A 23481-nucleotide genomic window follows, 5' to 3' on the forward strand; every position below is an offset into this window, starting at 1 on the left:
GGGGAGCGCGAACATGAACTGGTCACGCAAGGTCTCCTGCCGCGCGGAAGACGGGATGGAGCGCGGGGACGGGCAGGAGTCCGAGCATCCGGGGCCGCCGCCCACCGGCTTCTCCCTGCTGCCCTGGCTGCTGATGGGGATGGGCGCCTTCTCCAACCTGTTCCAGGGCAAGGCCCCGAACCCGTGGATCGGCGGCCTGGGCCTGCTGGCCTTCAACTCGCTCTACATCTATGTGGTGTTCCGTGCCTTCCACAAGCGAACGCGTACGGCCCGCTCCACCCGCCTCGCGCTGCTGCTGCTGTTCCTGGTGACGTGCGCTCTGGCCATCGGGTACGGCGGCACCTGGCTGCTGTTCCTGCCGCTGTTCGGCCTGGCGGCGGGCGCGGCCCTGCGCGGGCCGCTGCTCGGCCGGATCGGTGTGGGTCTTGGCCTGTTCGCGGGGGTCGTCGCCGGGCTGCGCGAGGGCTGGAACGGGATCAACATCGGTTACGGCACGTTCCTGTCGACGGTGGTGACGGCCGTGATCCTCAGCCTGTCCGACGCCGTGCGGGAACTGCGCGCCGCCCGCGAGGAGCTGGCCCGCCGCGCGGTGGAGGAGGAGCGGCTGCGCTTCTCCCGGGACCTGCACGACCTGCTCGGCCACACGCTGTCGGTGATCGTGGTGAAGTCGGAGGCGGCCCGGCGGCTGGCGCCCCGCGACATGGGCGCGGCGCTGACGCAGATCACCGACATCGAGTCCGTCGGGCGGCAGGCGCTCACCGAGATCCGCGAGGCGGTCACCGGCTACCGCGAGGGCGGCCTCGGCACGGAACTGGACCGGGCCCGCTCGGCGCTGACCGCCGCCGGTATCGAGCCCGTGGTGCGCCGGTCGGGCCCTCCGCTGACACCGGGCGCCGAGGCGCTGCTGGGCTGGGTGGTGCGCGAGGCGGTCACCAACGCCGTACGTCACAGCGGCGCGAGCCGCTGCGAGATCAGCGTCACCGGCACGGCCGGGCGGGCACGTCTGACGGTCGTCGACAACGGGTACGACGCGTCCGCCGGGCCGGCCGGGGACGCGGACCCGGCCGGAGTGGGCGGCACCGGTCTGAAGGGACTGACCGAACGCCTCGCGACGGCGGGCGGTTCGCTGCGGGCCGGCCCCTCGCCCCGCGGCGGTTTCACGGTGACCGCCGAAGTGCCCGTGGACGGCGGGGAGCCGGTGGAGGACGGCGTCCGGCTCGGCTCGTCGTCGAGGTGATCCATCCGCGCGCCCGCGGCGCGCGGAGTCAATACCCTTGGTCCATGAACGAGATGCCCGGGGACCGCCGGCCCGCCCAGTCCATCCGCCTCCTCCTCGCGGAGGACCAGCAGATGATGCGCGGCGCGCTCGCCCTGCTGCTCGGCATGGAGGACGACATGGAGGTCGTCGCCCAGGTCTCGGCGGGCGACGCCATCGTGGACGCCGCGCTGACCCACCGCCCCGACGTGGCGCTGCTGGACATCGAACTGCCCGGGATGAGCGGTCTGGACGCCGCCGCCGAGCTGCGCGAGCAGGCTCCCGGCTGCCGGGTGCTGATCCTGACCACCTTCGGCCGGCCCGGCTATCTGCGCCGGGCCATGGAGGCCGGGGCCGGGGGCTTCCTGGTCAAGGACGGGCCGGTGGAGGAGCTGGCGGCCGCGATCCGCCGGGTGCTGGCCGGAGAGACGGTGGTCGACCCGGTGCTCGCCGCGGCCGCCCTCACCGCGGGCCCCAGTCCGCTCACCGCCCGCGAGTGCGACGTGCTCAGGGCCTCCGCCGACGGGGCGACGGCCTCCGACGTCGCCGCGAAGCTGCACCTGTCGGAGTCCACCGTCCGCAACTACCTGTCCGCCGCGATCGGCAAGACCGGCACCCGCAACCGCACGGAGGCCGTACGGGAGGCCCGCCGCCAGGGCTGGCTGTGACCCCGCCGCCCGGACGCGCCCCGGGCGTTCGCTACCCCGGCTCCCGCCGGAACAGCCCCGCCCACAGGAACGCCTCCCCGAAGTACGGCGACCCCTCCGGCTCGTCCCGCATCCGGCGCAGTTCCACCTCGGTCAGGTCCGCGAAGATCCGCCGCAGCGACTGGGGCGTGTAGGCGAGCCCGCCGTGCAGTCGGGAGGTGCGGTACAACTCCGCGTCGGACAGCTCGCAGCCCATGGCTCCGGCCGCGAAACAGGTCAGGACCAGATGGCCGCCGGGGGCCAGGACCCGGTCCAGCAGGGCCAGGTAGCTGATCCGGCGGTGCGGCGGCAGATGGTGGAAGCAGCCGGAGTCGTACACCAGGTCGTACGGGCCGGTGAGCTGCGCGCCGGCCGGGCCGAAGGCGTCCCCGCACAGGAAGCGCACCTCGGCCCCCGCCTCTGTGGCCCGCTCCCGGGCCCAGGTGACGGCCGTCGACGACAGATCGACCGCGTCCACCGCGAAGCCCCGCGCGGCGAGATGCAAGGCGTTGCGCCCCGGCCCGCACCCCAGGTCCAGTGCCCGGCGGCCGCCGATCAGCCCCCGCTCCAGCCACTCGACGAGGTTCTCGTCCGGCTTGTCCGCGAAGAACGGCACCGGACGGGTCCGGTCCGCGTAGAACCCGTCCCACCAGCCGGCCGCGCCACCGGTCCACCGGTCGGCGTCCGGCGCGAACAGCCCGTCCAACAGCACCAGCACATCCTCGACCGTGCGCATGTCCCGCTCCATACGGCCCCCTTCCGCATCCGAGTAGGGCGATCGTAGGGCTGGGCGCCCTGAAAACCCAGGTCAACGGCTTACTACGGCGGCCGGCCGACACCCTTGGCGGCCTCTCCGGAAGACCCGGAGAGGCACCGATGGGCCACCACCCCGGCAGGGGCGGGAAACAGGCGTGCCCGCCTATGTGGGCGCCGTGGCGGCGGTTTCACGGGCCGCGCCTGCCGCACTTTTCCGGCAGTGGCGCCACCGCCGCACCGCTACCCCGTCACCTTGACCGTCTTGTACGCCGTGTTCTTCGGTGCCACGCACACGAACCAGGCGTACGGGGAGTTGGCGACCGGGCGGATCGCCAACTGGTCGTCCTTGACGTCCCCGTCCGAGGGCGCCCGGCCGATCACGGTGGTGGTTCCGTCCTTCCAGGTGCAGGTCACCTGCTGGGCTGTTCGGGCGACATGACCGATCACCAGGCGCTGCGAAACGTCGCTGGTGGGGTCCAGCCCACCCGCAAATGCCACGAGGTCGGTGCCCGAAAATTTGTCTGCCTTGGTGGTCGTACCCTGCACCTGCACCGCGCCCAGCGCGTCGGTGTCCCCGATGCTGCGGCGCACGAAGTAGGCGCTTTTGCCCACCAGTTCGGATGCTGTTCGGACCTCCGGGGGAGTCTCGCCGTACTCCCGCATCGCGTTCAGCATCCACTGGGCCTCGGCCTTGTCGCGAGGCGCGGGCCACACGTCGATCGCGACCTTCCACGGCTTGCCCTGGTCGGTGCCGAGCGCCAGCGTGACGGCGTTCGCGGGCTGGAACACGTCCGGCTTGCCGGTCGCCGGCGGCAGGGTGGCGGCGGGGACCACTCGATGACCGCCACTGCCCGGCAGCCCGGCCACCGCCAGCGTGGCCCCCGTCGAGCCCGCGAGCACCACCGCCGTGGCCGTCGCCACCGCCCAGCGGCGGGCTCTGCGGCGGCGGCCACCGCGCAGCACCGCCTGGACCGGGGCCATGCCGACCTCGGCCTCGTCCGCGGCGTCGGCCAGCAGGAAGGCGATATCCCTGTCCGTCATGTGGTGATTCGTCTCCCGGTCCGCGCTCATCGCTTGTGCCCTCCCTCGATCACCGTCTCGACCAGCCCAGGCAGGGCACGGAGTTTCGCGATCCCCTTGGCCGCGTTGCTCTTCACCGTGCCGACCGAACATCCCATCGCCTCTGCCGCCTGGGTCTCCGTCAGGTCCTCCCAGTAGCGCAGGACCACCGCCTGCCGCTGCCGCGGAGGCAGTTGGGCGAGCGCCTTCAGCAGGGCGCTGCGGTCATCGGCCTGGCCGATGCGGTCACCGGTGTCGGCCACATCGTGCACCAGCCCCGAGTCGTCCCGCGGCGCGAGGAACTCCTTCAGACGTCTGCGGTGTCTGCGCGCATGCGCGTTGATCATCACTCGGCGTACGTACGCCTCCGGATCGTCGGCCGAGCCGACCCTGCGCCAAGCCACGTAGACCTGCTCCAGCGTCGACTGGACGAGGTCCTCCGCGGCGTGCTGCTCCCCCGTAAGGAGAAAAGCCGTACGCATCAGCCGCGGCCAGCGGCCAATGACGAAGCTCTGGAACTCCGTTTCCCGAGCCTGTTTCCGAACCCCCATGGGCACCTCCTGGATATCAAAAGGAGTCCACGAGCCACCCGGACCGTTGCCTCATCCCCACGGGAATTCTTTCAGGCCCCGCCCGCCCGGGCCCCGCCCCTCCCGCAGCGCGACTGCCCCGGCCTGACGGCTGTTCGGATTGCCACGGAACGGTCAAGAAATCGTTAGTACGCCAAAGCATCGGAATAGTTGCCTCGGCCTACGGGGTTGACCCAGCGCTCGTTCCGCACGGATGACCGCACGCTCCACCCTCACGGCCCGGAGGCCCCACTCGATGACGCTCACGACGACCGGACGGCCCGAACGGAGAGCGAGCGGGGCCGTCGTCCCGGTGCTCGCCTTCGCGGGGATCGTCGTCGCGGTGATGCAGACCCTGCTCGTCCCGGTCATCAAGGACCTGCCGCAACTGCTGGACACCTCGCCCAGCGACGCCACCTGGGTCCTGACCTCCACCCTCCTGTCCGGCGCGGTGGCCACGCCGATCATGGGCCGCCTCGGCGACCTGTACGGCAAGCGCCGCATGCTGATCGCCAGCCTTGCCGTAATGGTGGTCGGCGCGCTGGTCAGCGCGTTCACCTCCGCCCTGCTGCCCATGATCACGGGCCGCACGCTTCAGGGCTTCGCGATGGGCGCGATCCCGCTCGGCATCGGCCTGATGCGGGACATGCTGCCGCGCGAGAGGCTCGGCTCCGCCATGGCGCTGATGAGTTCCTCGATCGGCGTCGGCGGCGGTCTCGCCCTGCCCGCCGCGGCCATGGTCGCCCAGCACACCGACTGGCACACCCTCTTCTACGGCGCCGCCGGCCTCGGCGTCCTCTCCATCGGCCTCACCCTCCTCGTCGTACCGGAGTCCCCGGCGCGCGCCGAGGGCTCCTTCGACCTGCCGGGCGCGCTGGGCCTGTCCGTCGGTCTGGTCCTGCTCCTGCTGCCCGTCACCAAGGGCAGCGACTGGGGCTGGTCGTCGCCCACCACGCTCGGCCTGTTCGCCGCGGCCGTCGTCGTCCTGCTCCTGTGGGGCCTGATGGAGCTGCGCGTCGCGGCCCCGCTGGTCGACCTGCGCACCACCGCCCGCCGCGAGGTGCTGCTGACGAACCTCGCCTCGATCATGGTCGGCGTCAGCTTCTACGTCGTCTCCCTCGTCCTGCCGCAGCTGCTCCAACTGCCCGCCGCCACCGGCTACGGGCTCGGTCAGTCGATGGTCGTCGCCGGTCTGTGCGTGGCCCCGCTGGGCCTGACCATGATGTTCACCGCGCCGGTCTACGCCCGTCTGTCCGCCCGCTACGGCCCGAAGGTCACCCTGATCATCGGCCTGATGGTCATCGCGGTCGGGTACGCCGCCGGCCTCGGCCTGATGAACGCGGCCTGGCAGACCGTCGTCATCTCGGTGGTCCTGGGCGCCGGCATCGGACTGGCGTACTCCTCGCTGCCCGCGCTGATCATCGGCGCGGTCCCGGCCTCCGAGACGGGCGCGGCCAACGGTCTCAACACCCTGATGCGGTCCATCGGCACCTCGGTGTCCAGCGCCGTGATCGGCATGGTGCTGGCCAATACCGCGCACCACACCGGCGGCCTCGCGATCCCCACCATGCACGGCTTCCGCGTCTCCTTCCTGATCGCCACGGCCGCCGTCGTCGTGGGCCTGGCGCTGGCCCTGTGCCTGCCCCGGCCGAACCTCTCGACGGGCCCGCGGCTGCGCGCGAGCAGCGAGGAGGACGCCAACCTGGCGCGGGCCGAGGCGGTCCTGCGCGGTTTCCGCGGCCGGGTCCTGGACGCCGGCGGCGCCCCGGTCGCCCGTGCCAAGGTCACGCTGATCGACCGCCGCGGCCGCCAGGCGGGCGCCACGCTCTCCGCCGAGGACGGCAGCTACGCCCTCGCGGTCCCGGCGCGGGGCCCGTACGTCCTGGCCGCCCGCGCCGCCGGGCACGGCCCGCACGCCAGCGCGGCGACCCACCCCGGCGAGGACCACCCGGTCGACCTGGACCTGTCCCTGCCGGGCGAGTCGGTCACCGCCTGAAGCAGCCGTACGCCTGAGAGATATGCCACCGCACCCCCTGTCGCCCGCGCGGCAGGGGGTGCGGCAGCATGGCGCCGGAACGGATGCACGACCGACCGGAAGGACCCCCATGCCCGCGGCACCCGAGCCGAAAGTCCTCGCCGCGTTCGAGGCCGCGAAGGGGTTCATGCCCACCGACGAGGGGCTCGCGCTGTACGCGGCGGCCGTGACGGCCGGGCGGCTCGGGCTGCCGCTGCTGGAGGTCGGCACGTACTGCGGGCGCTCGACGGTCCTGCTCGCCGACGCGGCCCGGCGGGCCGGGGTCACCGCGCTCACCGTGGACCACCACCGCGGCAGCGAGGAGCAGCAGCCCGGCTGGGAGTACCACGACCCGGAGACGGTCGACCCCGAGATCGGGCTGATGGACACGCTCCCCACGTTCCGCAGGACCCTGCACCGGGCGGGTCTCGAGGAGCACGTGGTGGCGCTCGTCGGCCGCTCGCCGCAGATCGCCGCCCTGTGGAACACCCCACTCGGCCTGGTCTTCGTGGACGGCGGCCACACCGACGAGCACGCCGGCGCCGACTACGAGGGGTGGGCGCCGCACCTGGCCGAGGGCGGGCTGCTGGTCATCCACGACGTGTTCCCGGACCCGGTGGACGAGTTCACCGGGCAGGCCCCGTACCGCGTCTACCTGCGGGCCCTGGAGTCGGGCGCCTTCACCGAGGAGTCGGCGGCCGGATCGCTGCGCGTACTGCGGCGAACCGAAGCAGGCACCCGCACCCGCCGTTAGAGTCGCAGACGTGTCGTACACAGGCCCCGACTTCGATGTCCCGCAGCCCGAGCGCCCCGGCCGCCTCCGCCGGGGACTGCTGACCGTCTCCCTCGCGGCACTGGTGCCCGGCGCGCTGCTGGGCTGGCTGGTGTACGAGGCGGTGGGCGACCCGGGCGGCGGCTCGGACACGGCGGCCCCGCCGTCGGCGACCGGTTCCTCCTCGGCGTCCGAGGCGCCCGAGGCGTCCAAGGGGGCCAAGGCGTCCGAGAAGCCGGTGCCACCCTCCTCCCCCGGTCAGAACGGCAAGGGGGCCGGCCGGACCCCGGCCGCCTCCGGCCCGCTCAAGGGCAAGGTCGTCGTCATCGACCCGGGCCACAACCAGGGCAACTTCCGGCACACGGCGGAGATCAACCGCACGGTGGACATCGGCACCAACCGCAAGGAGTGCGACACCACCGGCACGTCCACCAACGCCGGGTACACCGAGGCCCGGTTCACGATGGACGTGGCCCACCGGCTGCGCGCGCTGCTCGAGGCGCAGGGCGCGACGGTGAAGCTGACCCACGACGGCGACTCTCCGGCCTGGGGCCCGTGCGTCGACGAGCGCGCCCGGATCGGCAACGACGCGCACGCGGACGCCTCCGTGTCGATCCACGCCGACGGCGCCGCGTCCGGCGACCGCGGCTTCCACGTGATCCTCCCGGGGGCCGTGCACGCCGGCTCCGCCGACACCCGACCGATCGTCTCCTCCTCCCGCGATCTGGGCGAGCGCATCGCGGGCAACTTCGTGCGGGTCACGGGCGAGGCGCCGTCCAACTACATCGGCGGCGGCACCGGCCTCGTCACGCGGAAGGATTTGGGCGGTCTCAATCTGTCAACGGTTCCCAAGGTGTTCATCGAGTGCGGCAACATGCGCGACAGCAAGGACGCGGCATCGCTCACCAGCGGCGACTGGCGGCAGAAGGCGGCAGAGGGGATCTCTGAGGGAATCGTGAGTTTCCTGCGCGGGTCGTGATCAGCGCACTCATCCCGGCGGACATCGTGGCCGTACGGACGATAGTGTCATCCGTACGATGAGGCGCCACCCCCGCGCTTCGCACCGCGGCCTGACGGCGAGATGGTGACAGCGACGCCTCCACCGACGAGACGACGAACCAGAAGGACCTGACGTGAATATCCGCTCCCTCACTCGGGGCGACGGCGTGGTGATCGGAGCAGCGGTGTTGCTGTTCATCGCGTCGTTCCTCCACACCTACTCGAGCCTCCTGACCAACAACGCCTGGGACGCGCTCGGGCTGGGGCTCGGCGTCTACATGGGCGGAGTGATCGGCGCCGCGTTGATCGTCGTCAACCGGTCTCTGCCGCAGCCCCGCAAGGTGGCGGGCCTGGACCTGGGCGCGGTGGGAGTGGCGTTCACGGTCCTGGTGGCATGGATCATGTTCTGGAACCTGGTGGACGCTCCCCAGGTCGGCGCGGGCGCCGGCCTGATCCTGGGCTTCATCGCGGCCCTCGTCCTGGCCGCCGGCGCCGTCGCCACCCCGCTGGTCCCGGCCCTCCAGGCCGCCCTGATGCCCGCGCCCAGGCCGGCCGCGCCGCAGCCGCAGCCCTACGCCGGACAGCCGCAGGGCGGGTACGGCTACCCGGGCGCTCAGCAGCCGTTCGGCGGGCAGCCGCAGCAGAACCAGCCGTCGTTCGGCGGTGGCCGGCCGCAGCAGGCCCCGCAGGGGCAGCAGCCCGCGGCCGGCTTCTCGCCGTTCTGGTTCGCCGTGCCGGCGCCGCGTCCGCTGTTCGCGGAGGACGGCTCTCCCGCGCCGATCGCCGAACTGGCGCCGGGCGTGTGGTACCTGGCCGTGGAGCAGCGCGGTCAGGGCCTGCTGACCGAGATGCAGGACGGCCGCCGGGGTGTCCTCCAGGACGCGTCCAACATCCAGCGCGGCTGATCCGGCCCGCCGGACCCGCGCCGCGGCCCCTCGCCCTCACCGGGCGGGGGGCCGTTGCCGTGCCGCACGCGAGGCCTGGACCCGGCAGGCCGTCGGTGAACAGCCCGGAACGGCTCCTAGGAGCCGTGGATGAGCTGCGAGTGGGTCGGCACCTTGTTGTGGACCGGGGCGCCCGCGCTGCTCCCGGCGCCCTTCACCTTGTTGATGACGTTGTTGTAGTCACCGACCGCCGAGGTGTCGCCGCGGCGCAGCTTGGAGGGCAGGGTCTTCAGGTCGTTGATGGCCTTGTTGAGCGGGGCGAGTGCCTTCGACAGCAGCGGGTCGCCGTGGGCGTTGCGCACGGCGGCCTTGAGCCGGTTGTACGTGAAGGCACCGGCCAGGGCGGCCTTGACGAGGGTGCGCCTGCGGTGGGGAGCGCCCTTCTTGAACTTGCCCTGCTTGTACGGTTTCACGATCCACTCGTAGGTGGCCCCGGCCGCGAGCGCCGCGTTCGCCACGAACCGGGTCTTGGCGAAGTGCTGCCTCTCCGCGGGCGTGGTGGGCCTGGGCTTGGCCGCCGCCACGGCGACCGTCGGACTGTGTTGCGGAGTGCTCTGGGCGCCCGCGGCCCATCCGGTGGAACCGGCGAGCAGGGCGCAGCAGAGCGTCAGCGCCAGGGCGAGGCGCCGTATCGGTACGGGCACGATGTCCTCCCGAACATGTTGCTCCGGGTGTTGTTCAGGAGGTCCGTGTGATCCCGGGTGGCCGTGCCGAAACAGTGCACTGGAGGTACCCTCCGGGTCACTCCCCGTGCGCGGGCCGGGTTTCCGGCGGGATTCCGGGGCAGACGCAAGGGCATGTCCCCTCGATATCGCACAGGTTCCAACTCCGCCGGTACGGTCATCGCGGTGGTCGCGGACGTCATGGCCGTCATCCTCGGACTGTGGATTCTGATGTACCTGCTGGACGCCAACCGGGCCAACGAGTTGGTCCGGTTCGTCCACGGCGCGGCCGACTGGCTGGCCGGCTGGTCCCGGGACCTCTTCACCTTCGACAGGCCCTGGGCCCGCGTGATCGCCGGCTACGGCCTGGCCGCCGTGGTGTACCTCTTCGTCGGCCACGCCGTCGCCAACCGGATGCACCGGCACTGACGGCGGCGGGCCGGTTCGGGCCGGTCCGGACTGGCGAACGGCGTCAGCCGCAGCAGTCCGTGTCGAGGCCCCGCGGCAGGCGGTCGCCCGCCGCGAAGACCGTGCAGGTGGCCTCGTGGCCGCCGAGCGCGGCCACCGCGAGCAGCAGGGAGCCGGCGGTCCACGTGGTCAGTTCGCGGGGCCACACGGCGTCGTCCTCGAAGACGTAGCCCGTCCAGTACAGGCCCGTGTCCGGGTCGCGCAGGTGCTGGATGGACTGGAGCACGGCCAGGGCGTGGTCGGACTCGCCCACCGCCCACAGGGTCAGGGCGAGTTCGGCCGACTCTCCGCCCGTCACCCACGGGTTGGGGACGACGCAGCGCACCCCGAGTCCGGGCACCACGAAGCGGTCCCAGCCCTCCGCTATGCGCGCCTTCGCCTCCGCGCCGGTCAGCGCGCCGCCCAGCACCGGGTAGTACCAGTCCATGGAGTAGCGGTCCTTGTCCAGGAACCGCTCCGGGTGCGCACGGATCGCGTGCCGGAGCGCACCGACCGCCAACTCCCAGTCCGGTTGCGGCTCTTCACGCTGCTCCGCGATGGCCAGCGCACAGCACAGCGCGTGGTGGACCGAGGAGCACCCGGTCAGCAGCGCGTCCGCGGTGTCCGTGCCGTCGTCCTCCCGCTTCCACCCGATCTGCCCGCCGGGCTGCTGGAGCCGCAGCACGAACTCGATCGCCGCGTACACGACGGGCCACATGCGGTCCAGGAAGGTGTCGTCGCCCGTCGAGAGGTAGTGGTGCCAGACCCCAACGGCCGTGTAGGCGACGAAGTTGGTCTCCCGGCGGCGGTCGGTGACGTCGTCGTGCGCCCCGTCGGCGTAGGCCGCGTACCAGGAGCCGTCCTGGAGCTGGTGGCGGGCCAACCACGCGTAGGCGCGCTCGGCGGCCTCGTGCTCGCCGGCCGCGTCCAGCGCCATCGCCGCCTCGACGTGGTCCCACGGGTCGAGGTGGTGCCCGCGGAACCACGGGATCGCCCCGTCCTCCCGCTGGCCGGCGAGTATGCCGCGTACGGTCGCGGCGGCCTGCCCGGCGGTGAGGACCCCGGGCAGGACGAGGTGTTCTGTCCGGGGAGTCGTCACGCCTCGGCGCCCCCGGCCGTGTCGGGCAGCCGCGGCTTCGTCGCGTACGCGACGAAGCTCTTGCCGATCAGCGGGTTCAGCGCCTGCTCGGCCACCCGGGTGGCCAGCGGCTTCTTCATGATGTCCCAGACCAGCAGCTTGTGGTACGCCCGCACCGGCAGCACCTGGTCGTTGTCGACGCCGAACGCGCACTTCAGCCACCAGTACGGCGAGTGCAGCGCGTGCGCGTGGTGGGTGCCGTAGGGCTTCAGGCCCGCCTCGCGCATTCTGCCGAGGAGTTCGTCGGCCTTGTAGATGCGGATGTGGCCGCCCTCCACCTCGTGGTAGGCGTCGGACAGGGCCCAGCAGACCTTCTCGGGGCCGTAGCGCGGCACGGTGACGGCGATCCGCCCGCCCGGCCGGAGCACCCGGACCATCTCGGCGAGGACGCCCTTGTCGTCGGGGATGTGCTCCATCACCTCGGAGATGATGACGACGTCGAAGGAATCGTCGGGGAAGGGCAGCGCCAGCGCGTCGCCCTCCATGGCGGTCGCGGTCGCCCCTTCCGGTGCCTCCCCGGCCTCCTTCATCGCCGCGAACCACTTGGCGACCTCGCGGATCTCCTCGCCGTTGCGGTCCAGCGCCACGACCCGGGCCCCGCGCCGGTAGCACTCGAACGCGTGCCGGCCGGCACCGCATCCGAGGTCCAGCACGCGGTCGCCCGGGGCGAGCGGGAACCGGGAGAAGTCGACGGTCAGCACGTGGCCCTGCTTTCTCGGTTGAGGTCGGCGTCGGTCGTGGTGGTGCCGGTCCGTGCGGGACCGGCGCCCGTGGCGGCCGCGACGGGAGTGCCCGCGCGGGAGCGGGCGAGGGCCTCGCGGTACCGGGCCACGGTCCCCTCGGCGGCGCGGGCCCAGGTGAAGTGCCGCAGGACCCGCTCCCGCCCGGCCCGGCCCAGCCGGAGGCGCAGCTCCGGGTCTCCCAGCAGCCGGCCGAGCGCCACGGCCAGCGCCCCGGCGTCGCCCGGCGGCACGGCCAGGCACGTCTCGCCGTCGCGTCCGGCGACCTCGGGGACGGCGCCCCCGGTCGTGGCGACCAGCGGAGTGCCCGCGGCCATGGCCTCGGCCGCCGGCAGGGAGAAGCCCTCGTACAGCGACGGCACGCACGCGACCTCGGCCGAGCGGACCAGGCCGACCAGTTCGGCGTCCGAGATCCCCTTCACGAACTCGACGGCGCCTTCGAGGCCGTAGCGTTCGACCGCCTGCGCGACCGGGCCCTGCTCGGGCCGCTTGCCGACGACGACGAGGTGCGCGGCGGGGTGCTCGGCACGCACCTTCGCCAGCGCCTCGACGAGGAACACCAGCCCCTTGAGCGGCACGTCCGCGCTGGAGGTGGTCACGATCCGGCCGGGTACCTGCCGCACGGCCGGGTCGGGTGAGAACAGGTCGGTGTCGGCGCCGATGTGCACGACGTGGACGCGGTCCTCGCGCACGCCGAGGTGGTCGACGATCTCCTGGCGGGAGGTGCCGGATACGGTGAGCACGGAGGGCAGCCTGCGCGCGACGCGCTTCTGCATGCGGGTGAAGGCGTACCAGCGCCGTACGGACCAGCGCCGCTGCCATCCCTCGGCGGCGTCCAGCTCCAACTTCCGGTCCACAGTGATGGGGTGGTGGATGGTGGTGACCAGCGGCGCGCCGACGTCCCCCAGCAGCCCGTATCCCAGGGTCTGGTTGTCGTGGACGATGTCGAACTCCCCGCGCCGGGCGCGCAGATGGCGGCGGGCGCGCAGCGAGAAGGTCAGCGGCTCGGGGAAGCCGCCGGCCCACATGGTGGCGACCTCCAGCGCGTCGATCCAGTCGCGGTACTCGTCGCGCTTCGGGGTGCGGAAGGGGTCCGGCTGCCGGTAGAGGTCCAGGCTCGGCAGCTCGGTCAGGCGCAGCCGGCCGTCGTGGCCGTCGCCGGCGATGTCACCGAGGGTGTCGAGGACGGGGTACGGCTGGGCGGCGATCACCTCGACCCGGTGGCCGAGGCGGGCCAGTTCGCGCGAGAGGTGGCGTACGTAGACGCCCTGGCCGCCGCAGAACGGGTTCCCCTTGTAGGTGAGGAGCGCTATGCCGAGCGGTCGCTCGCCGTCCGCGGCCTGGTCCGCCGGGGACCCCGCCTGACTGGGCTCAGCAGTCACTCCGGCCCCCCCTTCTGACTGCACTGTCCCGCGAGATTACGTCGGGACGCTAATCTAGAACAAGTTTCAGACTTGATCGTTCAGGAGGCTCCGAATCTACCGGCAGGTAGATTCGCTGTGAGCAGCGGATCGGGTGATTCGCACCACGGCCCGCGCCACCGCCCGCGGTCCGGTCCCCCTGCCTCACCGACTGTCACGGAACGGGATCCATGCCTGCGCGAGCCAGTACCTCCCGGCCGGCCTCACCGCCCCTCACCGAGCGGCAGGAGGCCCGCCGCCGCCGCATCCTGCGCGCGAGCGCGCAACTGGCCGCCCGGGGCGGCTTCGACGCCGTGCAGATGCGGGAGGTCGCGGAGTCCTCGCAGGTGGCACTGGGCACGCTCTACCGGTACTTCCCGTCCAAGGTCCACCTGCTCGTCGCCACGATGCAGGACCAGTTGGAGCGGCTGCACGGCACGCTGCGCAAGAACCCGCCGGCCGGCGAGAGCGCCGCCGAGCGGGTGGCGGAGACCCTGATGCGCGCCTTCGGCGCCCTCCAGCGCGACCCCCACCTCGCGGACGCGATGGTCCGCGCGCTGACCTTCGCGGACCGCAGCGTGAGCCCGGAGGTCGACCAGGTCTCCCGCCAGACCACCGCGATCATCCTGGACGCCATGGGACTGGAGGAGCCCACCGCCGAGCAGCTCTCCGCGGTCCGCGTGATCGAGCACACCTGGCTCTCGGCCCTGATCACCTGGCTCTCGGGCCGCGCCTCCCTCGCCCAGGCGAAGGCCGACATAGGGACGGCGTGCCGGCTGATCGACCTGACCGTGCCCCCCGCGGCGCCCCTCGAGGCGCACGAATAGGACCTACGAGACGGGTTCCCTTCGCCGGTATTACCCGGATCAGGTAATGGGGGTCGCCTTCGGGTCCGACTGCTACCTTCCGGCCTCTCAGCCCGACCGTCGACGTCGGCCTCAGCGGATGCCGTAGCGTCTCGCCAAAGTCGGCTACTCCGGTTGAACTCCCTCACTCGCCTCGTAGGCCACTAACAGAATAAATCTGTCTGAACCGGATGGAACCCCCCAATCCGAAGATTTTTTCGGTTTCTCCCGCGCCGGGCGAGACGGGCATCGGGCACCGCTCGGGGCCTTTCCGGTAGGCCGGTAGAGTGACCGGGTCGTCATCACACCCGTTCGGGGGGAAGCCGGTGGAAATCCGGCGCTGACCCGCAGCCGTGAGCCGTCCCGCGAGGGCGGCGAGCCGGAATGCCCAGGACGGGACGTGACCGGCTCATGCGCATCGGCAGGTCCGCCGGCGCATCGCACCGTCGAGGTATACGGAGCCGAGCCGCCGGGGTGTCCCGTGCTGTCCGGCTCCCCGCAGGGAGAGGCACCCGCCGATCATGAACTTCCGCCGCAGCGCCGCGGCCCTGGCCGCCGCCGTCGCCGTGATCGGCAGCGCGGCCCCCGCCGTCGCAGACACGTCCGCCGGCCCGTCCCCGTCGTCTCCGGCTCTTCCGGCGGGGCTCTACGGCACCACCGACCCCCAGTACGACGGCGTCTGGCGCCAGTCCCTGGCGCTGCTCGCGCAGCACACCATGGAGGTGCGGCCCGCCGCCAAGGCCGTGGACTGGCTGACCGGACAGCAGTGCGCCGACGGCTCCTTCGCGGCCTTCCGCGCCGAGCCGGGCAAGGTCTGCGACGCCAAGCTGATGGTCGACACCAACAGCACCGCCGCCGCCGTGCAGGCCCTCGCCGCGCTCGGCGGCCACGACACGGCCACCGGCAAGGCGGTGTCCTGGCTGAAGTCCGTGCAGAACAAGGACGGCGGCTGGGGGTACACGCCCGGCGGGCCCAGCGACACCAACTCGACCTCGGTCGTGATCGGCGCGCTCGCCGCCGTCGGGCAGAAGCCGGAGAGCGTCGTCAAGGACGGCAAGTCCCCCTACGACGCCCTGCTCGCCTTCGCCCTGCCGTGCTCCGGCGACGGGGCCGGCGCCTTCGCCTACCAGCCGGACAAGAAGGGCAAGCTCGCCGCCAACGCGGACGCCACGGCGGCCGCCGTCGTCGCCGCGCTCGGGCAGGGCATGGCCCCCGAGGGCAAGGGCAAGGGCGCCGAGGCCCGTTGCGAGGACTCCGGCAAGCCCAGCCCCGACCGGGCCGCGGCCAACGGCGCCTCGTACCTCGCGCAGGCCGTCGCCAAGGACGGTCACCTCACCTCCTCCCTCCCCGGTTCCACCGACCAGCCCGACTTCGGCAACACCGCCGACACGGTCGTCGCCCTGGCCGTGCAGAGCGGGCCGGCACAAGCACAGAAGCCGCTGAAGTGGCTGGAGAAGAACTCCGAGGCGTGGGCCAAGCAGAGCGGCCCCGCTGCCTACGCCCAGCTCGTCTTCGCGGCCCGCGCGGCCGGCGCCGACCCGCGTGACTTCGGCGGTGTCGACCTGGTCGAGCGGCTCAACGCGACCGGACCGGCTCCCCAGGCCGCCGCCGAGAAGGACTCCCCCTTCGGCGTCTGGTGGACCGTCGGCGTCTTCCTCGTCGCGGGCGTCGGCATCGGGTTCCTGCTGAGCGGCCGGAAGAAGCAGGGCCAGTCGTGACCCGCCGGCTCCGGGCGCTGTGCGCACCGCTGCTCGCCGCCGCGCTCCTGCTGGTGGCCGGTGCCGGTCAGGCGCAGGCCACCGGCTACCGGTACTGGTCCTTCTGGGACCGCGACGGCGAGAAGTGGGTGTACGCCACCGAGGGCCCGTCGACCGCACGTCCCTCCGACGGCGACGTCCAGGGCCTCCGGTTCGCGGTGAGCGAGGACTCCCAGGACGCGAGCAAGCCGCGCGGGACGGCCGACTTCGAGGCCATCTGCACCAAGACGCCCGCCGAGAAGGGCAGCAAGCGGGTGGCTCTCGTCCTCGACTTCGGCGTCCAGGCGGACGCCCCGGCCGGCGAGACCCCGCCGGCGCCGCGCACGGAGTGCGCCCGGGTGCCGTCCGACGCGACCACGGCGGAGGCCCTGGCGGCCGTGGCGAAACCGCTGCGGTACGACACCAACGCCCTGCTGTGCGCCATCGCCGGCTATCCGCAGAAGGGCTGCGGCGAGCAGGTGGCGGCGGGCAGGAGCGAGCGGCCGGCCGCGGACGAGCCGCGCGAGGACGGCCCCTCGGTGGGTCTCCTCGCCGGTGGTGCCGTGGTGGTCGTGCTGGCCGCGGCGGCCGTCTGGCAGGCGCGGCGGCGCAGGGATGCGTGACGCCGTGCGGGACCGCGGGCGGGCGGGCCGCGCCGGCGGCGCACCCGCCCGCGGCTCCGCCGGTGTCCACGCGGGCGCCTGGTGGCTGTGGGCGCTGGCCCTCGGCACCGCGGCCACCCGCACCACCAATCCCCTGCTGCTCGGCCTGCTGCTGGCGGTCTCCGGCTACGTCGTGGTGAGCTGCCGCCCCAACACGCCGTCCGCCCGGTCCTACACCGCCTTCGTCCGGCTCGCCCTCGCCGTCCTCGTCATCCGCCTGGTCTTCGCCGTCGTGCTCGGCTCGCCCATTCCCGGCTCGCACGTGCTCGTCTCCCTTCCCGAAGTCCCCCTGCCGCACTGGGCGCAGGGCATCCGCCTGGGCGGCCGGGTCACGGCCGAGGCGGTCGTCTTCGCCCTGTACGACGGGCTGAAGCTGGCCACGCTGCTGGTCTGCGTCGGCGCCGCGAACGCCCTCGCCGCGCCCGCCCGGCTGCTGAAGTCCCTGCCCGGCGCCCTGTACGAGACCGGGGTCGCCGTCGTCGTCGCGCTCACCTTCGCGCCGCACCTGGTCGCCGACGGGCGGCGTCTGCGTGCCGCCCGCCGGCTGCGGGGCCGCCCCGACCGGGGTGTCCGCGGCCTGGTGCAGGTCGGACTGCCGGTCCTGGAGGGCGCGTTGGAGCGTTCCGTCGCCCTCGCCGCCGCGATGGACGCCCGCGGCTACGGCCGTACCGCCGAGGTCGCGCCCGCCGTCCGCCGGACCACCGCCGCGCTCACGCTCGGAGGTCTGCTGGGCGTCTGCGCCGGGACGTACGGACTGCTCACCGCCGAGGGCGGCACCTACGGACTGCCGGTGCTGCTCACCGGGGTCGCCGCCGCCCTGGCCGGACTGTGGCTCGGTGGGCGCCGCTCCCCGCGCACCCGCTACCGCCCGGACTCCTGGAACCTCCGCTCCTGTCTGGTCGCCGGGTCGGGCATGCTGGTCGCGGCCCTGCTGGCGGTCGCCGCCGCCCGCGATCCCCAGGCCCTGCACCCGGGTGTGGTCCCGCTCGTCCCGCCCGCTCTTCCCCTGTGGCCCGCCGCCGCCGTACTCCTCGGTCTGGCCCCCGCGTTCGCCGCACCCGCCAGTCCTGCCCCCAAGGAGCCGTCGTGATCCGCTTCGAGGATGTCTCCGTCACCTACGACGGAGCGGTGGAACCCACCCTCCGCGGCGTCGACTTCGAGGTGCCCGAGGGTGAACTCGTCCTGCTCGTCGGCCCGTCCGGCGTCGGCAAGTCCACGGTGCTCGGCGCGGTCAGCGGACTCGTGCCGCACTTCACCGGCGGCACCCTGCGCGGCCGGGTCACCGTGGCCGGCCGGGACACCCGCACCCACAAGCCGCGTGAACTCGCCGATGTCGTCGGCACCGTCGGCCAGGATCCGCTGTCGCACTTCGTCACGGACACCGTGGAGGACGAACTCGCCTACGGCATGGAGTCGCTGGGCCTGGCCCCGGACGTGATGCGGCGGCGCGTGGAGGAGACCCTGGACCTGCTGGGCCTGGCCGACCTGCGCGACCGCCCCATCGCCACCCTGTCCGGCGGCCAGCAGCAGCGGGTCGCGATCGGCTCGGTCCTCACCCCGCACCCCAAGGTCCTCGTCCTGGACGAACCGACCTCGGCGCTCGACCCGGCCGCGGCCGAGGAGGTCCTCGCCGTCCTCCAGCGGCTCGTGCACGACCTCGGCACGACGGTCCTCATGGCCGAGCACCGCCTGGAACGGGTCGTCCAGTACGCCGACCAGGTCGTCCTGCTGCCCGCCCCGGGAGCCGCCCCGCTCCTTGGACCCCCGGCGGACGTCATGGCCATCTCCCCGGTGTACCCGCCGGTGGTGGACCTGGGCCGGCTGGCGGGCTGGTCCCCGCTGCCGCTGACCGTGCGGGACGCCCGCCGCCGGGCCACCGGTCTGCGGCAGCGGCTGGACGGAAGGGAGCCCGTGCGCTCCGGGACGGCACCGGCCACGGCACTCCCGGTCCCCGCGCCCCGTCCGGCGCCCCGTCCGGCGCCCCGGTGGCGGCTGCGTCGCGACCCCGCCCCCGAGCCCGTCCCGGCGGGCGCGCCCGTGGCCGAGGTCCACTCCCTCGGTGTCCGCCGCGCCGGCGTCCAGGCCCTGCGGAACGTCGACCTGTCCGTCGCCCCCGGCGAGACCGTCGCCCTCATGGGCCGCAACGGCGCCGGGAAGTCCACGCTGCTCGGCTCGCTCGTCGGGCTGGTCCAGCCGTCCGCCGGGCGGGTCCGGGTGGGCGGCGCGGTCCCGCACCGCACGACGCCCCGCGAACTGGTGCGCCGGGTCGGGCTCGTCCCGCAGGAGCCGCGCGACCTGCTGTACGCCGACACGGTCGCCGCCGAGTGCGCGGCCGCCGACCAGGACGCGCAGGCCGCGCCCGGCACCTGCCGGGACCTGGTCCGCGAGCTGCTGCCCGGCGTCGGCGACGACACCCACCCCCGCGACCTGTCGGAGGGCCAGCGGCTGGCGCTCGCGCTCGCCGTCGTACTCGCCGCCCGCCCGCCCCTGCTGCTGCTCGACGAGCCGACCCGCGGCCTCGACTACGGCGCCAAGACCCGCCTGGTCGCCCTGCTGCGCGCGCTCGCCGCCGAAGGACACGCCATCGTGCTCGCCACGCACGACGTCGAACTGGCCGCCGAACTGGCCCACCGGATCGTGCTGCTCGCCGAGGGCGAGGTCATCGCCGACGGTCCGACGGCCGAAGTGGTGGTGTCCTCCCCCTCCTTCGCCCCGCAGGTCACCAAGATCCTGGCCCCGCAACGGTGGCTCACCGCCGCCCAGGTCCGCGAGGCCCTGGCATGACGGCCCGCCCCGCCGACGCGAAGACCCGTTCCGCGGGCCCGAAGACCCGTCCTGCCGACGAGAAGGCACGCCGTGCCGACGCGCGAGTGCGGGCCGTCCGCCTGGGCCCCCGGTCCCTCGCCGCGCTCGCCCTGGTCAGCACGGTCGGCATGGCCGCGTTCGGCTGGCCCTTCCTCGCCCCGCCCGCCTCGTCGCTCAGCGCGCACGCGCAGGACGCGCCCTGGCTGTTCGCGGGCCTGCTCGTCCTGCTCGTCGCCGTCGTCACCGCGACGATCTCCGAGTCCGGCCTCGGCCCGAAGGCCGTCGCCATGCTCGGTGTGCTGGCCGCGACAGGGGCCGCCCTGCGCCCGATCGGGGCCGGGACGGCCGGCATCGAGCCCATGTTCTTCCTGATGGTGCTGAGCGGGCGGGTCCTCGGGCCGGGCTTCGGGTTCGTCCTGGGCTCGGTGACGATGTTCGCCTCCGCGCTGCTCACCGGCGGGGTGGGACCGTGGATGCCGTTCCAGATGCTCGCCATGGGCTGGTTCACCATGGGCGCGGGTCTGCTGCCGGGCCCCGAACGGCTGCGCGGACGCACGGAACTGCTGCTGCTCGCGCTCTACGGCTTCCTGGCCGCCTTCGCCTACGGCACCGTCATGAACCTCGCGGGCTGGCCCTTCATGGGCACCCTCGCCTCCTCCATCGCCTTCGACCCGCACGCGGGCGTCCCCGCCAACCTGGCCCGGTTCGTGGCGTACTGCCTGGCCACCTCGCTCGGCTGGGACCTGGGCCGGGCTCTGGTCACCGTGGTCCTGACCCTCGTCCTCGGCCACGCCGTCCTGCGGGCGCTGCGCCGCGCGACCCGCCGGGCCGCCTTCGAGGCCCCGGTCACCTTCGACGCACCGCCGCCGTGACCAGTCGGTGAGACCCTCACGGCACTCGTGGAGGCGGCGGCCCCCGATCCCCTGGGCCGCCGCCTTCGCCGTGTCCGGCTGCCACGGCCCCGCGGTTCTGCTTTCCTGACCCCATGGAGACGGACCCGCCACCGGACGACACCGAGGCACGCGGACTGCGCCTGGTGGCGGTGCTCTTGGGGCTGACGGTGGTCAGCGGACTGATCGACGCGGTCAGCTACCTCGGCCTCGGACACGTCTTCACCGCCAACATGACCGGCAACGTGGTCGTGCTCGGCTTCGCCGCCGCCGGGGCACCGGGCTTCTCCGTGCCGCACACCGCCACCTCCCTCGTGTGCTTCCTGCTGGGCGCAATGGTCGGCGGCCGGGTCTCGCTGCGCTACGGCACCGGCTCGCGCCGCACCTGGGCCAGGGTGACCCTCGCCGCCGAGGCCCTACTGGTCGCGGTGTCCGCGGTGGTGGCCTTCGCCGCGCCGGACACGGAGGCCATGGTGTACTCCGTCATCGCCCTGACCGCCTTCGCGATGGGCCTGCGCAACGCGACGGTCATCAAGCTGAACGTGGCCGACCTGACGACCACCGTCCTGACCAGGACCCTGACGAGTCTCGCCGCCGACTCCAGGGCCGGCGGCGGCGCCGGCCGCCGCTCCCCGCGCCGCACGGCCTCCGTGATCGCGATGCTGGCCGGCGCCGTCCTCGGCGCCGGGCTGGTGATCCATCAGGGCCTGGGCATCCCGTTGCTGATCGCGGCGGTGCTGTCGGGTGTCCTGGCCGTCGTGACGTCGGGACGCGAATGACGGCGTCCCCCGGGTGGGAGGGGCCGTACTCGTACGGCACTTGATGTGCCAGGATGCCGCCCATGGTGAACGTGGACCGTCATCTCGCCGATGACGAGGAACTGATACATGCAACCCGCCAGCACTGGACCCAGATGGTGGGCGAGTTCGTCGTGCTCGTCCTCGTCTGGGCCGTGGCGGGCGCGCTGGCGTGGGTGATTCCGTCCGGCAAGGACTGGGGCACCGCGGCCCGGTACGTGGTCCTGGGCGTGGCGGTGATCATCTCCGTCTGGTTCTGGCTGCGGCCGCTGCTGATCTGGCGCAGCACCGTCTACATCGTCACGACGAAGCGGGTCTCCCTGCGCACCGGCTTCCTGACGAAGACGGGACACAGCATCCCGCTGACCCGCGTCAACGACGTCGAGTTCCGGGCCACGCTGTGGGAGCGCATCCTGCACGAGGGAACGCTGACCGTCCAGTCGGCCTCGGAACACGGAATGCTCGAACTGAAGCACGTCGCGGACCCGGAGGGCCTCCAGGGCCTGATCTACGAGGCCGTGGAGAACGAGCAGCGCAGCCACCAGTGGGGCGGACAGGTACCGCCGGCCGCCGGCTGACGATCAGTCGGCGTCCGCAGCCGCCCACGACAGGAACTCGGTGAAGGCGGCGGGGGCAAGGGTGAGCAGCGGGCCGGCGGGGCTCTTGGAGTCCCGTACGGCCACGGTGGCCTCCGGCGTTTCGGCGATCTCAAGACACTCTGCGGTGGAGCTGGCGGTGACCGAGCTGGTCGCCAACGTCGTACGGCATGTCCCGGACCGGCGGTGCACGCTGCTGTGCTGCGGCAGACAAACGGAGTCCGCGTGGAGGTGACGGACGACTCGCCGCAACTGCCCGCCGTGCCACTGGACTTGTCGCCGGAGGCGGAGGGCCGGCGGGGACTGCTGCTGGTCGACGCCGTGACCGACAAGTGGGGCGTGGAACCGCGCGGAGCGACCGGCAAGACGGTGTGGTTCGAGTGCTCCGGCGCTGCGGGACCTTTGCGTTGACGGGCCTCGCGCCGTTCACCGGCCCCGCCCGGGCAGAGCTCGGCAGGCCACCAGCGCGCACACCGCCGCCGGCGGCAGCTCCGCGCAGAAGGCCATCGCTTGGACAGTGAGCGTCGGTCCAGACCTCACGAAGGGTGCCCCGCGGCGGCCAGCAGCGGGGCGATGACCTTCGCGATCTGCGGCTCCGTCACCGCTCCCACGCGAGTCGCCGCCACCTTTCCGGCCGGGTCGATGACGATCGTGAACGGGAGCGTCTGCGTGTTCACCAAGCCGTGTGGCAGCCTCAGGGCCTGCTTGCCCGCCGGATCGTGCAGGGACGGGTAGCCCGGACGGAACTCCTTCTGGAAGGCGAGTCCGTCGGCTCGGTTGCCGTCGTTGTCGAGCCCCAGTACCTGGACGCCGCGGCCGCCCCACTTCTCCTGGATCCTCTTCAACTCGGGCGCCTCCGCCCGGCAGGGACCGCACCAGGAGGCCCAGGCATTGACCAGCACGACCTTGCCCCGGTAGTCGGACAGGTGGATCTCGTCGCCCTCCAGCGAGGTGCCGGAGAACTCGGGAGCGGCGGGGCGCTCGCCCTCCTTCAGGATCCTGGTGAGCTGCTCCCCGGGGGTGGTGTCGCCGATCGGGTCCGGGGTCGAGCAGCCGGCGAGGACCGCACCGGCGACGGCCACCGCCACGGCCGCGCACGGGCGTCGGGTCGTCGTCATCGCCCGGTCGCGTCCCGCTGGTCGTCCCCGTGGTCGCTGTGGTTCTTGTGCTCGCTGTGCGTCCCGTTCCATCCGGCCCGGCTGAGCACGACCTCCAGGTGCCCCGTCCGCCACACGCACAGCAGCCACGCCACGGGGAGTTGCAGCGTGAACAGCGCGTAGACCGCCATCATGGACGCCGTGTCCGCCGGGGCGTCGTCGCCACCGGCCCACGCCGACAGCCCCGAGCAGGCCAGCAGCATCACCAGGTAGACGGACCCGTCGACCAGGACCACGCGCCAGCGCGGCAGCGCGGCCAGCAGACCCCTGGCCAGCGTCAGGGACGCGGTGGCAGCCACGACGAAGACCGCGTTCCACGGGTCCTTCACCCAGAGGGAGACCCACCCCCCGAGGCCGCCGCCGGAAGCGGTCGTCCACGCCAGGTCCACGGCCGCCCCGGTCAGCCAGGACAGGACTACGACGGTGAGCGCGTAGGACACAGCGCTGCGCCAGGTGACAGTCACGTCATTCCCCCTTTGGTCACGGGCTGCCCGCGCAGTGGCGGCCCGCTTCACCGATCATTGTCCTCCCCGTGCCCCGACGACCGTGACC

At 73.1% G+C, this 23481-nt stretch carries 25 protein-coding genes, 1 pseudogene and 2 riboswitches; of the genes and pseudogenes, 16 read left to right on the top strand and 10 right to left on the bottom strand.

The window, feature by feature from the left end:
- The first annotated feature begins 55 nt into the window (after positions 1–55).
- Positions 56–1237 carry a sensor histidine kinase gene (locus ACIQFZ_RS03275; RefSeq protein WP_376650987.1) on the top strand — a complete coding sequence of 394 codons (1182 nt, stop codon included), beginning with the start codon at positions 56–58 and terminating at the stop codon, positions 1235–1237.
- Between the two features lie 44 nt (positions 1238–1281).
- The gene (locus tag ACIQFZ_RS03280) at positions 1282–1923 is read left to right on the top strand and encodes a response regulator (RefSeq protein ID WP_402690495.1); all 642 of its coding nucleotides are present in this window, start codon (positions 1282–1284) and stop codon (positions 1921–1923) included.
- Between the two features lie 31 nt (positions 1924–1954).
- Here ACIQFZ_RS03280 and ACIQFZ_RS03285 read toward each other — a convergent pair whose 3' ends face one another.
- The 3 genes from ACIQFZ_RS03285 to ACIQFZ_RS03295 all read right to left on the bottom strand — a co-directional run bounded on the left by ACIQFZ_RS03285 (position 1955) and on the right by ACIQFZ_RS03295 (position 4307).
- Positions 1955–2689, bottom strand: coding sequence for a class I SAM-dependent methyltransferase (locus ACIQFZ_RS03285; RefSeq protein WP_383057537.1), 735 nt, complete (start codon positions 2687–2689; stop codon positions 1955–1957).
- 248 nt (positions 2690–2937) lie between these two features.
- The gene (locus ACIQFZ_RS03290) at positions 2938–3738 is read right to left on the bottom strand and encodes a hypothetical protein (RefSeq protein WP_383057539.1); all 801 of its coding nucleotides are present in this window, start codon (positions 3736–3738) and stop codon (positions 2938–2940) included.
- Between the two features lie 26 nt (positions 3739–3764).
- Positions 3765–4307, bottom strand: a complete 543-nt coding sequence (locus ACIQFZ_RS03295; RefSeq protein ID WP_402690496.1) for a SigE family RNA polymerase sigma factor — start codon at positions 4305–4307, stop codon at positions 3765–3767.
- Between the two features lie 274 nt (positions 4308–4581).
- On the opposite strand from ACIQFZ_RS03295, the gene ACIQFZ_RS03300 reads away from it, so the two are divergent.
- The 4 genes from ACIQFZ_RS03300 to ACIQFZ_RS03315 all read left to right on the top strand — a co-directional run bounded on the left by ACIQFZ_RS03300 (position 4582) and on the right by ACIQFZ_RS03315 (position 9015).
- Positions 4582–6321, top strand: coding sequence for an MFS transporter (locus ACIQFZ_RS03300; RefSeq protein WP_365418060.1), 1740 nt, complete (start codon positions 4582–4584; stop codon positions 6319–6321).
- 109 nt (positions 6322–6430) lie between these two features.
- Entirely contained in the window at positions 6431–7093 is a 663-nt protein-coding gene (locus tag ACIQFZ_RS03305; RefSeq protein WP_402690497.1) for a class I SAM-dependent methyltransferase, read from the top strand.
- A 10-nt stretch (positions 7094–7103) separates the two neighbouring features.
- Positions 7104–8090, top strand: a complete 987-nt coding sequence (locus ACIQFZ_RS03310; protein WP_402690498.1) for an N-acetylmuramoyl-L-alanine amidase — start codon at positions 7104–7106, stop codon at positions 8088–8090.
- 154 nt (positions 8091–8244) lie between these two features.
- Positions 8245–9015 carry a hypothetical protein gene (locus tag ACIQFZ_RS03315; protein WP_383057544.1) on the top strand — a complete coding sequence of 257 codons (771 nt, stop codon included), beginning with the start codon at positions 8245–8247 and terminating at the stop codon, positions 9013–9015.
- Between the two features lie 116 nt (positions 9016–9131).
- On the opposite strand, the gene ACIQFZ_RS03320 is transcribed toward ACIQFZ_RS03315, so the two are convergent.
- The gene (locus tag ACIQFZ_RS03320; protein WP_365418071.1) at positions 9132–9698 is read right to left on the bottom strand and encodes a hypothetical protein; all 567 of its coding nucleotides are present in this window, start codon (positions 9696–9698) and stop codon (positions 9132–9134) included.
- 153 nt (positions 9699–9851) lie between these two features.
- Here ACIQFZ_RS03320 and ACIQFZ_RS03325 point away from each other — a divergent pair, with 153 nt between their 5' ends.
- Positions 9852–10145 (top strand): hypothetical protein, encoded by a 294-nt coding sequence (locus ACIQFZ_RS03325; protein WP_361409023.1) that lies wholly within the window; start codon positions 9852–9854, stop codon positions 10143–10145.
- A gap of 43 nt (positions 10146–10188) precedes the next feature.
- Here the strand turns inward: ACIQFZ_RS03325 and ACIQFZ_RS03330 are convergent, their stop codons facing one another.
- The 3 genes from ACIQFZ_RS03330 to ACIQFZ_RS03340 are packed head-to-tail and all read right to left on the bottom strand — an operon-like array spanning position 10189 to position 13423.
- Complete coding sequence (locus tag ACIQFZ_RS03330) at positions 10189–11262, bottom strand: prenyltransferase (RefSeq protein WP_365418074.1); 1074 nt, start codon at positions 11260–11262, stop codon at positions 10189–10191.
- On the bottom strand, positions 11259–12002 hold the full coding sequence (locus ACIQFZ_RS03335; protein ID WP_365418077.1) for a class I SAM-dependent methyltransferase: 744 nt from the start codon (positions 12000–12002) through the stop codon (positions 11259–11261). Before ACIQFZ_RS03335 ends, ACIQFZ_RS03330 begins: the two co-directional genes overlap by 4 nt.
- The gene (locus ACIQFZ_RS03340; RefSeq protein WP_402690499.1) at positions 11996–13423 is read right to left on the bottom strand and encodes a glycosyltransferase family 4 protein; all 1428 of its coding nucleotides are present in this window, start codon (positions 13421–13423) and stop codon (positions 11996–11998) included. Before ACIQFZ_RS03340 ends, ACIQFZ_RS03335 begins: the two co-directional genes overlap by 7 nt.
- A gap of 209 nt (positions 13424–13632) precedes the next feature.
- Here ACIQFZ_RS03340 and ACIQFZ_RS03345 point away from each other — a divergent pair, with 209 nt between their 5' ends.
- From ACIQFZ_RS03345 to ACIQFZ_RS03380, 8 genes are all read left to right on the top strand, one after another.
- Positions 13633–14268: a TetR family transcriptional regulator gene (locus ACIQFZ_RS03345; protein WP_365418083.1), complete on the top strand. Its 636-nt coding sequence runs from the start codon at positions 13633–13635 to the stop codon at positions 14266–14268.
- Positions 14268–14443: riboswitch (TPP riboswitch) on the bottom strand. Its footprint overlaps the gene before it by 1 nt.
- A gap of 159 nt (positions 14444–14602) precedes the next feature.
- Positions 14603–14676: riboswitch (cobalamin riboswitch) on the top strand.
- A gap of 131 nt (positions 14677–14807) precedes the next feature.
- Positions 14808–16004 carry a prenyltransferase/squalene oxidase repeat-containing protein gene (locus tag ACIQFZ_RS03350; protein ID WP_376650914.1) on the top strand — a complete coding sequence of 399 codons (1197 nt, stop codon included), beginning with the start codon at positions 14808–14810 and terminating at the stop codon, positions 16002–16004.
- Positions 16001–16645, top strand: a complete 645-nt coding sequence (locus tag ACIQFZ_RS03355; protein ID WP_383057550.1) for an SCO2322 family protein — start codon at positions 16001–16003, stop codon at positions 16643–16645. The genes ACIQFZ_RS03350 and ACIQFZ_RS03355 overlap by 4 nt, the downstream gene beginning before the upstream one ends.
- Positions 16638–17774, top strand: a complete 1137-nt coding sequence (locus tag ACIQFZ_RS03360) for a CbiQ family ECF transporter T component (RefSeq protein WP_365775812.1) — start codon at positions 16638–16640, stop codon at positions 17772–17774. Before ACIQFZ_RS03355 ends, ACIQFZ_RS03360 begins: the two co-directional genes overlap by 8 nt.
- Positions 17771–19468, top strand: a complete 1698-nt coding sequence (locus tag ACIQFZ_RS03365) for an ABC transporter ATP-binding protein (RefSeq protein WP_402690500.1) — start codon at positions 17771–17773, stop codon at positions 19466–19468. The genes ACIQFZ_RS03360 and ACIQFZ_RS03365 overlap by 4 nt, the downstream gene beginning before the upstream one ends.
- Positions 19465–20361 carry an ECF transporter S component gene (locus ACIQFZ_RS03370; protein ID WP_402690501.1) on the top strand — a complete coding sequence of 299 codons (897 nt, stop codon included), beginning with the start codon at positions 19465–19467 and terminating at the stop codon, positions 20359–20361. The genes ACIQFZ_RS03365 and ACIQFZ_RS03370 overlap by 4 nt, the downstream gene beginning before the upstream one ends.
- A gap of 113 nt (positions 20362–20474) precedes the next feature.
- The gene (locus tag ACIQFZ_RS03375) at positions 20475–21158 is read left to right on the top strand and encodes a YoaK family protein (protein WP_402690502.1); all 684 of its coding nucleotides are present in this window, start codon (positions 20475–20477) and stop codon (positions 21156–21158) included.
- Between the two features lie 62 nt (positions 21159–21220).
- A complete protein-coding gene (locus ACIQFZ_RS03380; protein WP_365775816.1) occupies positions 21221–21754 on the top strand; it encodes a PH domain-containing protein in 534 nt (177 codons plus the stop codon).
- Positions 21755–21757: 3 nt separating this feature from the next.
- On the opposite strand, the gene ACIQFZ_RS03385 is transcribed toward ACIQFZ_RS03380, so the two are convergent.
- Positions 21758–21931, bottom strand: a complete 174-nt coding sequence (locus tag ACIQFZ_RS03385) for a DUF397 domain-containing protein (RefSeq protein WP_402690503.1) — start codon at positions 21929–21931, stop codon at positions 21758–21760.
- Between ACIQFZ_RS03385 and ACIQFZ_RS03390 the strand changes: the two are divergent.
- Positions 21861–22183: pseudogene (locus tag ACIQFZ_RS03390) on the top strand (ATP-binding protein). The gene ACIQFZ_RS03385 and the pseudogene ACIQFZ_RS03390 sit on opposite strands and share 71 nt — an antisense overlap.
- A 125-nt stretch (positions 22184–22308) precedes the next feature.
- Here the strand turns inward: ACIQFZ_RS03390 and ACIQFZ_RS03395 are convergent.
- A complete protein-coding gene (locus tag ACIQFZ_RS03395) occupies positions 22309–22890 on the bottom strand; it encodes a TlpA family protein disulfide reductase (protein WP_402690504.1) in 582 nt (193 codons plus the stop codon).
- Entirely contained in the window at positions 22887–23393 is a 507-nt protein-coding gene (locus tag ACIQFZ_RS03400; protein WP_365418112.1) for a hypothetical protein, read from the bottom strand. The genes ACIQFZ_RS03395 and ACIQFZ_RS03400 overlap by 4 nt, the downstream gene beginning before the upstream one ends.
- Between the last annotated feature and the right edge of the window lie 88 nt (positions 23394–23481).

The organism is Streptomyces sp. NPDC093064, from assembly GCF_044754605.1.
Classification (GTDB): Bacteria; Actinomycetota; Actinomycetes; order Streptomycetales; family Streptomycetaceae; genus Streptomyces.

Bases quoted from the DNA above. Each gene is read 5' to 3' on its own strand.
- ACIQFZ_RS03285 (WP_383057537.1), bottom strand. From the start codon at position 2,689: ATGGAGCGGGACATGCGCACGGTCGAGGATGTGCTGGTGCTGTTGGAC.
- ACIQFZ_RS03380 (WP_365775816.1), top strand. From the start codon at position 21,221: ATGGTGAACGTGGACCGTCATCTCGCCGATGACGAGGAACTGATACAT.
- ACIQFZ_RS03395 (WP_402690504.1), bottom strand. From the start codon at position 22,890: ATGACGACGACCCGACGCCCGTGCGCGGCCGTGGCGGTGGCCGTCGCC.
- ACIQFZ_RS03275 (WP_376650987.1), top strand. From the start codon at position 56: ATGGAGCGCGGGGACGGGCAGGAGTCCGAGCATCCGGGGCCGCCGCCC.
- ACIQFZ_RS03305 (WP_402690497.1), top strand. From the start codon at position 6,431: ATGCCCGCGGCACCCGAGCCGAAAGTCCTCGCCGCGTTCGAGGCCGCG.
- ACIQFZ_RS03345 (WP_365418083.1), top strand. From the start codon at position 13,633: ATGCCTGCGCGAGCCAGTACCTCCCGGCCGGCCTCACCGCCCCTCACC.
- ACIQFZ_RS03350 (WP_376650914.1), top strand. From the start codon at position 14,808: ATGAACTTCCGCCGCAGCGCCGCGGCCCTGGCCGCCGCCGTCGCCGTG.
- ACIQFZ_RS03300 (WP_365418060.1), top strand. From the start codon at position 4,582: ATGACGCTCACGACGACCGGACGGCCCGAACGGAGAGCGAGCGGGGCC.
- ACIQFZ_RS03325 (WP_361409023.1), top strand. From the start codon at position 9,852: ATGTCCCCTCGATATCGCACAGGTTCCAACTCCGCCGGTACGGTCATC.
- ACIQFZ_RS03280 (WP_402690495.1), top strand. From the start codon at position 1,282: ATGAACGAGATGCCCGGGGACCGCCGGCCCGCCCAGTCCATCCGCCTC.
- ACIQFZ_RS03360 (WP_365775812.1), top strand. From the start codon at position 16,638: ATGCGTGACGCCGTGCGGGACCGCGGGCGGGCGGGCCGCGCCGGCGGC.
- ACIQFZ_RS03295 (WP_402690496.1), bottom strand. From the start codon at position 4,307: ATGGGGGTTCGGAAACAGGCTCGGGAAACGGAGTTCCAGAGCTTCGTC.
- ACIQFZ_RS03370 (WP_402690501.1), top strand. From the start codon at position 19,465: ATGACGGCCCGCCCCGCCGACGCGAAGACCCGTTCCGCGGGCCCGAAG.
- ACIQFZ_RS03375 (WP_402690502.1), top strand. From the start codon at position 20,475: ATGGAGACGGACCCGCCACCGGACGACACCGAGGCACGCGGACTGCGC.
- ACIQFZ_RS03290 (WP_383057539.1), bottom strand. From the start codon at position 3,738: ATGACGGACAGGGATATCGCCTTCCTGCTGGCCGACGCCGCGGACGAG.